General features: G+C 48.2%; 11 protein-coding genes. 2 read left to right on the forward strand and 9 right to left on the reverse strand.

Annotation, left to right across the window (positions count from 1 at the left end):
• Positions 1-136 precede the first annotated feature (136 nt).
• From C170_RS14400 to C170_RS14410, 3 genes are read right to left on the reverse strand one after another with little or no spacing between them, the layout of a single operon-like run.
• Complete coding sequence (locus C170_RS14400) at positions 137-430, reverse strand: hypothetical protein (protein WP_036610634.1); 294 nt, start codon at positions 428-430, stop codon at positions 137-139.
• Positions 427-2,373, reverse strand: a complete 1,947-nt coding sequence (locus C170_RS14405) for an ABC transporter ATP-binding protein (protein ID WP_036610636.1) — start codon at positions 2,371-2,373, stop codon at positions 427-429. The genes C170_RS14400 and C170_RS14405 overlap by 4 nt, the downstream gene beginning before the upstream one ends.
• Positions 2,366-4,186: an ABC transporter ATP-binding protein gene (locus tag C170_RS14410; RefSeq protein ID WP_036610639.1), complete on the reverse strand. Its 1,821-nt coding sequence runs from the start codon at positions 4,184-4,186 to the stop codon at positions 2,366-2,368. Before C170_RS14410 ends, C170_RS14405 begins: the two co-directional genes overlap by 8 nt.
• 114 nt (positions 4,187-4,300) lie before the next feature.
• Here C170_RS14410 and C170_RS14415 point away from each other — a divergent pair, with 114 nt between their 5' ends.
• A complete protein-coding gene (locus C170_RS14415) occupies positions 4,301-5,194 on the forward strand; it encodes an AraC family transcriptional regulator (RefSeq protein ID WP_036610642.1) in 894 nt (297 codons plus the stop codon).
• 23 nt (positions 5,195-5,217) lie between these two features.
• Entirely contained in the window at positions 5,218-5,742 is a 525-nt protein-coding gene (locus C170_RS31030) for a DUF5412 family protein (protein ID WP_051447172.1), read from the forward strand.
• Between the two features lie 350 nt (positions 5,743-6,092).
• Here the strand turns inward: C170_RS31030 and C170_RS31490 are convergent, their stop codons facing one another.
• The 6 genes from C170_RS31490 to C170_RS14445 all read right to left on the reverse strand — a co-directional run bounded on the left by C170_RS31490 (position 6,093) and on the right by C170_RS14445 (position 11,855).
• On the reverse strand, positions 6,093-6,215 hold the full coding sequence (locus C170_RS31490; RefSeq protein WP_256721311.1) for a hypothetical protein: 123 nt from the start codon (positions 6,213-6,215) through the stop codon (positions 6,093-6,095).
• Between the two features lie 148 nt (positions 6,216-6,363).
• Positions 6,364-7,494 (reverse strand): glycosyltransferase family 2 protein, encoded by a 1,131-nt coding sequence (locus C170_RS14425; protein WP_036610646.1) that lies wholly within the window; start codon positions 7,492-7,494, stop codon positions 6,364-6,366.
• A 451-nt stretch (positions 7,495-7,945) separates the two neighbouring features.
• Positions 7,946-8,692 carry a class I SAM-dependent methyltransferase gene (locus tag C170_RS14430; RefSeq protein WP_036610649.1) on the reverse strand — a complete coding sequence of 249 codons (747 nt, stop codon included), beginning with the start codon at positions 8,690-8,692 and terminating at the stop codon, positions 7,946-7,948.
• Complete coding sequence (locus tag C170_RS14435; protein WP_051447173.1) at positions 8,679-10,082, reverse strand: nucleotide sugar dehydrogenase; 1,404 nt, start codon at positions 10,080-10,082, stop codon at positions 8,679-8,681. Before C170_RS14435 ends, C170_RS14430 begins: the two co-directional genes overlap by 14 nt.
• 75 nt (positions 10,083-10,157) lie before the next feature.
• Entirely contained in the window at positions 10,158-11,147 is a 990-nt protein-coding gene (locus C170_RS14440) for an SDR family NAD(P)-dependent oxidoreductase (RefSeq protein WP_036610652.1), read from the reverse strand.
• A gap of 18 nt (positions 11,148-11,165) precedes the next feature.
• Positions 11,166-11,855, reverse strand: a complete 690-nt coding sequence (locus C170_RS14445; RefSeq protein ID WP_036610656.1) for a glycosyltransferase — start codon at positions 11,853-11,855, stop codon at positions 11,166-11,168.
• Positions 11,856-12,016: the final 161 nt, after the last annotated feature.

Below are 12,016 nucleotides of genomic sequence, written 5' to 3' on the forward strand. Positions count from 1 at the left end.
ACAACCGTCCTGCCCTAGTTGGACAAAACGATTGTTGTAAACTTTTATTCACAACCGACACACTCATATCACGTTAGTGTACCCGTACCCATTCATCTGTTGAAGCTACTATACCTCACAACTTTACAACTTCACTTTAATCTTTCAACGCCTCAACTTCAGACACAGTTATACCACTTGTTTTGGCAATAACTGAAACTTCAATCCCAAATGAGAGCATGTTTTTTGCAATCTCAATTGCCTTTCTTTTTTCCCCTTCTACTAATCCCTTTTCTATCCCCTTAGCTATGCCTTTTTCCGTTGCCCATTCAATCATGGAAGCTTCGTCATGCAAATACTTCTGCCGCTCTTCATACAAACGACGTGCTTCACGATCCTGACTCAAGAACTCCAGCGTATCCATTACTATCTTAACCCCAGATTCATTCATGTTGTATCACCGCCTTTTGCATTCATGCGATAATACAATCCTTTCCTCTGCATCAGTTGTTCATGCGTCCCATCCTCGGCAATTCGGCCATGTTCCATCACAAGGATGCGAGAGCACTGACGAGCTACCTCCATTCGATGTGTGACAAGCAACCCTATGCTGCCTTTCATAAAATTCAGCAAGTGATTCATCACGTTCTGTTCTGTCTGAATATCCAGGGATGACGTTGGTTCGTCCAGAATATACAGATCAGATGACCTCGTAAAGAGCCTAGCAAGCGACAGTCGCTGTTGCTGGCCTCCAGATAGATTGGCCCCTTTCTCATGCAACATTGCTGCGTATTGTCCTTCCTGTGCCTCAATATATTCATGCAAACCTGCCTGCTCTGCCGCAAACTTCACTCTGTCCAATGTAACGTCTGAACTCAGACGAATATTGTCTTCAATCGTTCCTGTGAAAAAAGTTGGTCTCTGTGGCATATACGTCAGTCTGGATTGGTTATCCATCTCTACATACTCTGCAACATGTTTATCACCCAGTAATACGCTTCCGTTTATTGGCTCGATCAACCCTGCACACACTTGGCACAGTGTAGATTTGCCAGCACCGCTGGCGCCAACTACCGCAACCAGTTCACCAGGAACCAGATTAAGCGTAATTTGATCCAAAATCGTCCGACCACTGTTTTCATCTATTACCGTAACCTGTTGAAGACGTAGCATAGCAATTTCGTTCTCTTTATGTGCCCCTTTTTGTGTACTCCCTTGATCTTGGGTACAAATTCCCTGTGCAAGCTCCTCGTGCTTAGTATTGGATGTGTCTGCCTTCTTGTTCTCCGCCAATTTCAACCATGCAGAGATACGTCCAAATGCACCCACGCTGGCTTGCATCTGACTCCACTGGCTGGACAAGCCGAGTACTGGCCACACCACCAGTTCAAACAGCAGACTACTTGCAACAACCATGCCCGGAGACAAAGTTCCCCTAGCCGCTGACAAAGCAATAAGGAACAAAGCTGCCAATTGAGCCAGACCAAACACCGCCATCGCCACATTATCCGACATGCTCAGGGTCATCTGTAACTTAGCCTGAACACGATTCAGTGATTGCTGTTGTGTCCGAAAACGAGCGAGAAACCACGGTGAAGCATTATAAATCTGAATCACCGGTATCCCTTCAACATACTGTTGAATCTGTTCTTGGGACTCGCCTTCCCTGGATTCGACCTCATCGGACAGATGTAGAATTCGCTGATCATACAACCTCGCCGTGAACCAGATTGCCCCTGCACTTACCAAGGCAATAACCGCAACCCATGCATCTGCTCTGTACAAGTATCCCAGCGATAGAGCAATGATGAATACAACCGTAACACCCTCTGCAATAGCCTCCACAACTTCTGCACCATGCTTCGTGTCTTCCTTGATACGAAGCATCACATCCCCGGACTTCTGTCTGCGCACCCAGGAATAGGGCATCCGGTTTAACAGTTTCAACAGATCCATGGACATATCCCGTTGCATCGATTCCTTGAGCCATACCAGCACATAACGATGCATCGCGAGTAAAACGATAAACCCTGACAGAATGGCGATGAAGATCAACGCTGTAGCGTTTAACTGCTCCTGTCCCCCATCATGAATAGCATCCACGAAGAATCCCTGTACAAAGGCAAGTCCCCAATCAAATACCGCATCTGCTGCGATAAAAATGAGCAAGATCGCTACAGCTAATCCATAAGGCTTCATCCAGCGAAAAATAACGGGCCATACCGTTGCCAATGATACAGCTTGTTTTGGGTCATCTGGAACATCACTTTCGTTCATCTGATGATGAGCTTCTATTTCAGACTTTTCATTTATCTCATATGCTCCACTTTTCTCATGACTGCTTTTCATTTCAACGTCATCGGCATATGCTGCATCTTCGATCTTGTTACTCATGCTGTTCCTCCACTCCCGTATCCTGCTCCGCAATATAACTTCGATATCCGTTTGGACGATCCAGCAATTCACGATGAGTTCCCGTATCTTCGACGCGTCCCTTCTGAATATAGATGACCTGATCTGCCCGTTCTATCAGCGATAATCGATGAGTAACAGCAATAACCGTTGTGCCTTCGTCAGCAGTGATTCGGGCAAAGAGATCATTCAACCGTTGCTCATGCCACGGGTCTTGAGATGACGTCGGTTCATCCAACAGAAGAATATCCGGGTTCCTCAGCATCGCTCTGGCTAAACTAATACGCTGAAGCTCACCACCCGACATCGTCCCGCCTTGTGGCTGAAGCTCTGTCCCATAGCCGAGCGATTGACGCATAATCGCGTCATGTGCATACGTCATGTGGGCCGCAACCTTTACTTGATCGGCAGATATCTCCTCTTGTCCAAAAATAATATTCTCTTCCACTGTTCCTGTGAAAATAAAGGCTTGTTGCGGAACATACACCTGATTGACATTCGCTGTCTGAACTTCGTGCATATCCTTCAGTGAATTCTTCTGATTCATGACCTGGATCGAACCAGTAACAGGTGTATCTAATCCGGCTATTAATTTCAATAACGTGGTCTTCCCGCACCCACTTGGCCCCGTGATTACAGTAAGCTTTCCTTTCTTAGCCTCAAAAGAAATATCTGTTAACACTTCTTCTTGCTCCGCATACCTGTAAGACACATGCTGCACGTTGATGCCAGCCGGTTTAGATTGTTTTTCAAGCTGGCCTAAATGCGTATCGGACCGTACATATGTATTTGTACCGGTATTAGCAACCGTGTTCTTTCTCTCCAAATCCAGCACCTCAAAGATTCTGGACGCATGAGAAGCCGAACCAATAAAATCATTCCACAACCCAGATAACGATTCAATCGGACGTGTTAACTGACTGCTTGCTACCAGAAAAGCTGCCAGTCCGCCTACATCCATATGTCCATTCAGGACCTGCATGCCGCCTAGATAGAGAATCAGAATCATGCCACCATACGTGGAGACCCGTCCGGCTGCTTCCGAAAGTCGTTGTAACACAGATACGGACATCGTATATCTGAACACTTGATCCATTCGACCTTTAAATTGATGGTGTACATAACCCGCGAGTCCGTAACTTCGGATCTCAACCGGGGCTTGGATGATTTCAGTCAGTATCTCATCTCTTGACGCTGCGCTGGCATTCAACTGATCATGCTGTCTTTGTAGACGTTTACCAAGTCCTACCGTTACAAGAGGATAGATCAATGTGAATGCAATGATAGCCAACGACAGCGGCAAGTTCACCCAGCTGAAGTAAGCAAAGGCAAGAATCAGCTGAATGATATTTTTGGCGAGTTCAATGCCATGTTGGTTGATCCCCTTCTGTGCTTCCTTGGCTGAAGTCCAGACCCTAGAGGTTAGGTCACCCGTATGATAATGCGCCAGATCACGTGTCTCTGTGTTGCTAAAGGATGAGAGCAGTAGAGACTGCACAGACAATAATGTCTTTTGCTGGAATAACGTCTCGACCCTCGTCATGAATGCGGTTACAATCAATCGTAATACTACAATGCTAACGCCTATGATCAACCCTGAGTAGAGTAACGAAAACTGTGCTTCAGTCGCGCCTTTGACCAGTCTTCGGATCGATTCCAAATAACCGACCTCAATCAGGGAGACCACACATGCGGCGAAAAGTAACAGAATGATGAACATACGGTACTTGCCCGTTAGTGTCCATAATCGAGTTAACATGCCTAACGTTGTATAATTTTTTTTGTCAGCAAACATGGATGCTTTCTCCAATCTTGTCATTAAATTATGTACTTGGTTATGATATCATCGGTGATAAGGAAAAAATGAACATTTATTGCTGTAAGTACTATTAGAAGTAGGGAGATTGATATGCAACATGATCTGCTAGACACATTGGATAAGCTATTCGACTACATAGAAGACCATATTCAAGACAAATTAACGCTGGATCATCTGGCATCTGTGACTCATATATCCAAATTCCACCTGCATCGCATGTTCAAACATGTCAGCGGACAATTGCCTGGAGAATACATTCGCTCACGCAAATTGGCACGCAGCCTGGAGCAATTGGTGAACCTGAATTGGAAAATCATCGATATCAGCGGACATTACGCTTTTGAACATGAACAATCCTACATACGTGCTTTCAAACAAGCCTTCGGCATTACCCCCCTGCAGTATCGCAAACAGGGAGCTGGAGACCTTGAATTTACAGCCCGCATGACTTCGTCCATGATCACAACGCTTCCATATGGATACATTTTCAAACCAACGTATGTACGAAAACCGGCTATGAAACTCATTGGGCAACGGTCCCACATTCGGTATGCAGATAACGAAGAGCACTATGAAGCCAATTCAGCAGGCAACGACTTTTTTGACAAACACTTTCATTCGATTCCTAACGTGCTGCAACCCAACGTATATATCGGATTTACCAATGAAATTAACGAGGATTACAGTACATATCAGCCGTCTGTAGAGGTCACCAGTCTGGATCATATCCCTGAAGAACTGGACGGAATTGAGGTCCCGGCCAACCAGTATGCCGTATTCAAATTTGTCTGTGATTTCCACCCAAGTCTGATCAACATTGATCATCTGGACAGTGTCTGGACATTTATCGATGAATATTGGCAGAGCCATTCGGGGTATGAGAAGAGTGATCCCTACTATTTTGAAAGAATTGATGGCAGTCTGGCTCAGGACCACTACGGAGAGTTGGACATTTATATTCCTGCAAAGCAAATTTCACTGTAAGCTGCATATGGAGGTTCAACCTTATGGACTCAAATACTCAAGCTAATTCAAGTTCATCCAATACAAATTCTCGCAAATCTTGGATACGTAGACACCCTATTCTCACTACATTTACAATATTGATTCTTATACTGTTCGTTGCCGTATTCCTGTATTTCTGGCTCCGTCCATACTTCTCTACGTTTGACCGTTCTGAGAAAGGAGAATTAAGCTATTCCATGCCTTCACGTAATGGTGAGTATACTGCTGAAATTTACGGTGTACCTTACGGTGGTGCGACAGGCGGCGTTACAATCTGGGTCGATGTTAAGAAGACAAATGCACCTGAGGACGCCACAGTAAAAACGATCTATCGTGCCAAGCACCACGGAAATAACCATCTCGAATGGGACAGTGAAAACACACTTCGGATTGAAAACTGGAATGAATATACGGATGAGACCATGACCCTCAATATCGATGACGAAATATATGATGGCTGGGGCTGGGCTTGCAAAAGCTTACGAATGAAGGACAAGTCTGTGCGATGCCCGGCACCCGAAAAGTAAAACATCTTAGCAGATAATATGACGGCTCTGAACACTCGACGACTTATCTTGATGAGTTATCCTCACTGCACCGCATGTCAGAAGTTCCAACGCTCTGTATGCCTTGTGAAAATTTCACCAAATGCTACTATCATTACACCATGGCAAGAGATACACGCGGCACGAGAAGCGTTAAAAGCCCCTCTCACCGACTCTTTCGGTTGAGCGGGGCTGCTCTTGTTCTGCATTTTATCGTTTATTTACTTATACTTCATTGTGGTCTGATATCCTTATTTACTGCCAACTTCGTAGCTATCGGACTTTAAACATATGGCAGCATCATAATTTATCTATCATATCTATTCTACCTCTTAATCTTGTTCTGCTTCTGCTTCTGCTTCTGCTTCTGCTTCTGCTTCTGCTTCTGCTTCTGCTTCTGCTTCTGCTTCTGCTTCTGCTTCTGCTCGCAATTGTGCCTTACACTCTATTTCCACTCAACCCTTATTTTCACTGATAAGCCCTATCGCATCCTACCAGCAACGGATTAGTTTTTGTTGTTATTTCACTTCTACTTCAATCTATTTTCTCTATCTCTACCCCCGCTTCAAACCCTTCTGTCCTCATCTGTCCCAGTTCGTCTCCCTACTTACGCGGTGACACTTCACCACGTTCTTCCCGCTCCTTCATCTCTTTGCGTACCACAACTTCGAGCTTCTGGCGATTGGCAAGCAACCCGAGATCGTTGGGCAAGTACTCACGGGCTTTGGTGTTATGCATCAATGCGTGCTCCCAGTTGCCCAGATGGGCATAACAAAGGGATAAACGGGCATGTGGCAACCATGTGCGGCAGGCCACAGGCACCGGGCGCAGACCCGGATCGCGGCTGCTCACGTCCACCGCCTGCATATACCAGTAGATCGCCGAGACGGGTTCCTGCCGTTCATGAAAACAGGCCGCAATGGCACAGCAGAAATCGGCATGTGGCAGATCATACTGGAACGATTGCAGCAATGCGCCGAGCTTACGGCCCGGCTCACCCAGTCGTTCATAACATTCCGCCAGCCGCGCGCAGGCAATCAGGCGATCCTCGCGGTATCCGCTTGGCTGCTCCAGCAGCTTCGTGTACCCGCGTGCCGCCGCCGCATAACGCTGGCGGTCATAACATTCGCCTGCATAATAAAACAGCAGGCGACCTTGGGCTACGCCCTCTTCGGCGATCCATTTGCGCAGAATGCGCACGTTTCGCGCCGAATGATGTCCCGCTTCGCGGCGATGCGTGACGGCAATATCTGCCGTAATGACCTCGCCCCGCGGGAAGCTGAGCTGCTCGTGCAGCCGGCCATGCCAGCGGCACCCGGCATCCCACTTGACCAGGCGAAGGCGTCGGTCCGTCACAAGTGGACTCCCCTCCGCTCCCTCGGCCAGCGTGTAGTTCAAGATCACAGCTTCCGTCTTCCCCCCGGACGGAAGCTGCTGCTTCAACACCTCCAGCTTCGCCCGTTCCGCGGGCAGCAGCACATCATCCGCATCCAGCCACAGGATATACTCCTGCGTGGCCTTGGCGAATGATTCATTCCGCGCTGCGGCAAAGTCTTCCTTCCATTCATACGTGTAGACATGATCGGTATACTGCGCAGCGATGTCAATCGTGCGATCCGATGAACCGGTATCCACAATGACGATCTCGTCCGCGATGCCGGCAACCGAGTCCAGACAGCGCGCCAGCGTGCGTTCCTCGTTCTTCACAATCATGCACAGACTGATGGTGATCACGTTTTGAGCCCCTTCCTGTCGTACGCGTATTGCGAAATGTCATAACGGGTTTGTTCTTTCATTGACCAGGTACTGGTACTAAGCCACTCCAATTTTCTCTTCAAACTTACGATTAACTTGTAAACCAAGAATCAGCGCTACCACTACAAGAGGCTGCTTTCACACTCATTCTCCCAAATCTCAAAGTTCAATAAAGAATTTATTTCATCTTCACTGTGGCTAACGAACTGAGGCGACGCTATTCGGTGTATTTCAGCCAGTTGGTAAATGTAACGAATCTGAGACCCGCTATTCTCGCAGTATAGGCATCCATTCGTCGTTTATCGCAGCTTTCAGATGAAATAGCGCCGCTGAGATTCGTTACATTTCTCATCTCGTCTAATTCATCAAAATAAGACGTGTGAGATTCGTTAGAATACCCCTGCCCTTGCCACTGTCCCTACCTTCACTGCTACCCTTCCCCACTCTCCTGACGGCGAAGGCGTTTCACCTGCTCCACCGCACTGTCCAGTGCCTTCTTGCGCTGCTTCATTACGCGGAGGTGCTGATGTTCCACCTCGGCAAAATGGACATGATCCAGCTCCATCCACTCCATCAGTTGGTCCAAAGTTGGCGACATATGCAGTTGTGTACTCCGCCGTTTGCGGGCCACGCAACATAGATATTTATGATGAACTTCGAGTTTCAAGACTTCAAAATACGGCATCAGGCACATCGCCAGGCTTCCCGCATAGAAGGTCTGCTTGTGGTCATAGAACGGGTGATACCCATACGGCACAGTCACAACCAACGTCCCATCACCTTGCAACAGCCGATAAATCTGGATCAACAACGTCTCCGGATGAGCAAAATGCTCCAGCACTTCTCCAAGCAGCACAGTATCAAAGGCAGTCCTTACTTTCCATTGCGTAATATCCAGCATTCGAAAATCTACATTATTTCTAACCGGCCGGGATTCTTTGGCAAGCTCAGCTTGCGCATATCGGACACTTTCTTCTTCCAGATCAATCCCTGTCACACGAAATCCTTCACGTGCCAGCAGAATGGACGTAATGCCCTGACTGCACCCGACATCCAGGATGCGTTTGCCTGTCGCCTCACGGCACATCCAGTGGATACGCGTTCTCGTCGCTTCATGAGAATCTTCCGAATTAATCTCGCCGTAATAGCGTTCACTCACTCGATCATGATTGGCCATAGGTTTCTCCCGTTTTCACCCGGTGAACCGGCTGACCCAGCACCACAATATTTCCCCCGAGGCATCCGGCCGTTGCATTGCGTGTATCAAAAATCAACTTTGCATGATCTGCCATCTCCTGATAATTGAATCCCGAATGATCCGTGGTGATGATCACCAGATCAGCTCCTGTCCATAATTCTGGCACCGCTGGACAAGAGTGCAGCACTGTACCATCATCCTTACGGAAGACAGGCACCATTGGATCGGTGAAAACCACATTTGCGCCCGCTGCGCTTAGCAGCCGAAAAACGTCCAATGCTGGCGATTCGCGCAAGTCGTCAATGTCTTTTTTATAAGCCATACCCGCCAGTACAACACGTGCTCCTCGCACAGTTACACCATTCTGCTCCAGCAGCTCCGCGGCACGTTTCACCACTCTCTCTGGCATTTGCCGATTAGTTGCATCCGCCAGCTGGATGAATTGCAGCTCCGATCCCTGACGGTTTGCAGCCCAGGACAGATAGATCGGATCGATTGGGATACAGTGCCCTCCGATGCCGGGACCGGGATAGAATGGCATATAACCAAACGGCTTGGTTGCCGCCGCATTCAGTACTTCCCAGATGTTTACCCCCATCTGTTCACAGGCCGGGGTCAGCTCATTCACGAGTGCAATATTGACACTGCGAAATGTATTTTCGAACAGCTTTGCCGTCTCCGCTACCGTTGTTGAACTAACCGGAACAACTTCGTTGAGGAACGAGCCGTAGAACTGTTTACCATAATTCAGACAAGCGGGTGTGGAGCCACCAATAATCTTCGGGGTATTTTTCACACCATAATGCACACTGCCCGGATCTACCCGCTCTGGAGAATAACAGACGTAGAACTGTTCTCCAGCTCGCCAGCCGTTTGCCGCTTCAATCGGTTGTTTCACGCGTTCCTCCGTTGTGCCCGGATAGGTCGTGCTTTCCAATATAACCAGGCTGCCTTCCTGCAAATACGGAGTCATGCCATCCACCGCGGCCGAGATATACGAGATATCCGGTTGATGCTCGGCAGTCAGCGGAGTGGGCACACAGATTACAATGACATTGGCCTGTGCCACTGCTGCATAATCGGTGCTTGCCGTGAATAACCCAGCCTGCATAAGCGACTGCACAACATCATCTTCTATACCTATGACATACGAATTCCCGGCGTTCAGCTTGGCTACCTTGGAAGTATCGATGTCAATCCCGTGGACTTGATAACCTGCCTGTGCCATCTCTACAGCCATGGGTAAACCAACATAACCGAGACCAATGACAACAGCTTTTAGGGAGCGGTCATTAATATGTTGTATGAGGGTACGTTGCTGTAACTCTTCATTACCTTCGTGCTGGTTGTGTTGATGATTTTCTTCCATTCCTACCACCTCCAAACGCTCCGCCTCCCCTCGGTGGGTGTGTCTGAAAACTCCGAACGAGTTTTGAGACACACCCTAATCGATATAGCCACCTGCACGCAAAAACCGGGCAATCGCTGGTTTGTTCATCATGGCACTGTCCGAGCGATACTCGGAGAAGTTCACATGTGGCAGACTGCTGTACTGATCCGTCAGGCTCTTGTCCTTGTGCTCCGGCAGGATGACATAATACTGCGCATCGTATTGGTACGTACGCGGCGCTTCAAAGGGCGAGATCAGCACTTCATGTAATTTCTCGCCTGGACGTATTCCCGTCACCTTATAATCGAAGGATGGACGACCCGCCTGTTCCAACATGACGGATGCAAGTTCCGTCATCTTGCAAGCTTTCATTTTCATCACAAAAGTCTCTCCGCCCACGGCCGCCTCAGCCGCCTTAAGAAGTAAATGTATAGCTTCGGTACGCGTCAGGAAAAAACGGGTCATGCCTATATCCGTAATGGTCGGGCTTTTGCCTTCATTGATCTGACGACGGAACAAGGGCACGACACTGCCGCTGGTTCCAAGCACATTGCCCCCGCGGATGCAGACAAACCGGGTACCTTCACTTAGCCAGTTGGCACGGATCATCATTTTTTCACCCAAAGCCTTTGTCATGCCATATACGTTAATCGGATCTACCGCCTTATCGGTGGACACATCGATGACTTTGGCAACCTGCATACGTATCGCAGCCCGAATAATATTCTGCGTCCCGATTACATTGGTCTTGAACGCTTCATCAGGTTGGTCCTCGCAGACCGGAACGTGCTTCAGCGCAGCCAGATGGAAGAGCACATCCACACCTCTACATGCATCTTCCACTGCCCGATAATCGCGGATATCCGCAATGATGAATCGCAGACGCGGATCATGATTGAACTCTCGCTGCATCGCAATCTGGGCGTATTCATTACGTGACAGAAGGCGAATCTCAGCCGGGTCCTGCTCCAGCAGTACCTCAGTCAGCTTTTGACCCCAGGAGCCTGTTCCTCCGGTGATCAGAATCGTTTGTCCTTGAATCATGGATGAATCCCTCCCTGATCAGATCATGAATTCGCGTAGTACCTGTGCCATCTCATCCCGGCTTAACCGGTCTTTGGGCGGTACCTTTTTGGTTGAAGTATTGCTCGAATGCACGATGTTGACATAATTGGGCGGAGCAAGCAGCTCGTGCGGAAGTTCAATGACATTGCCATGTGTACCTCTGCCCGGAAGCTTGACCCGGTATCCTGCTGCGTATTCGGCTGTCTTATATAAGTAGACATAGAACTGTGGAGAACGGTGAAACGCTGGGGCCATCTCGTTATTCACACTGTCCCACAGATATCCGTTCTGGTTAATCAATGCCATCGTCTGCTGCTGTGGTTGAATATCGTAGAGCTGTTGAACAAAGGTTTTATGGTATAAATCATCCGAATCCAGACGGGCAATATAGAGTTGCTCCGAACCATTGGCAAACGCCAAAATGGCACGCACACTCTCCATATTGGTTCCAAAACGAATATTGGAAGGAAGCGGCTCCTGACCCGCCAGAATCTCCTGCATTAATTCCCCGGATTCCTTGGACAACTTCACCACTGTGAGGAAATCCTGATTCGTCTGTGCCTTCAGGCAATGCAATGTGAACGTGCGGAAGATGCTCATCCGACGCTCCAGCCATTCCCGCGTTAATCGCTGCGGGTCCATCCCATAATTGTTGAAGTTAATCTCAATCACAACTTTCCTGGACATAACATGCCTCCTCATGAACGCTGCAAGTTCCGTTTGTCGGATACAGACTGTTTTCATAGTTTTGATGCCGTCTTCCTATGAAAATCATCTTCGATCTATCTGATCGCTTACAAGCGACATCTCGCTTGTGAATCCAGCACTCTATATCGTATGAAACGTTG

Origin of the sequence: Paenibacillus sp. FSL H7-689, from assembly GCF_000517905.1 — a bacterium.
Classification (GTDB): Bacteria; Bacillota; Bacilli; order Paenibacillales; family Paenibacillaceae; genus Paenibacillus; species Paenibacillus amylolyticus.

Coding starts and splice junctions, on each gene's coding strand:
- C170_RS14410 (WP_036610639.1), bottom strand. CDS start 4,186: ATGTTTGCTGACAAAAAAAATTATACAACGTTAGGCATGTTAACTCGA.
- C170_RS14415 (WP_036610642.1), top strand. CDS start 4,301: ATGCAACATGATCTGCTAGACACATTGGATAAGCTATTCGACTACATA.
- C170_RS14405 (WP_036610636.1), bottom strand. CDS start 2,373: ATGAGTAACAAGATCGAAGATGCAGCATATGCCGATGACGTTGAAATG.
- C170_RS31030 (WP_051447172.1), top strand. CDS start 5,218: ATGGACTCAAATACTCAAGCTAATTCAAGTTCATCCAATACAAATTCT.
- C170_RS14440 (WP_036610652.1), bottom strand. CDS start 11,147: ATGATTCAAGGACAAACGATTCTGATCACCGGAGGAACAGGCTCCTGG.
- C170_RS14445 (WP_036610656.1), bottom strand. CDS start 11,855: ATGTCCAGGAAAGTTGTGATTGAGATTAACTTCAACAATTATGGGATG.
- C170_RS14400 (WP_036610634.1), bottom strand. CDS start 430: ATGAATGAATCTGGGGTTAAGATAGTAATGGATACGCTGGAGTTCTTG.
- C170_RS14435 (WP_051447173.1), bottom strand. CDS start 10,082: ATGGAAGAAAATCATCAACACAACCAGCACGAAGGTAATGAAGAGTTA.
- C170_RS14430 (WP_036610649.1), bottom strand. CDS start 8,692: ATGGCCAATCATGATCGAGTGAGTGAACGCTATTACGGCGAGATTAAT.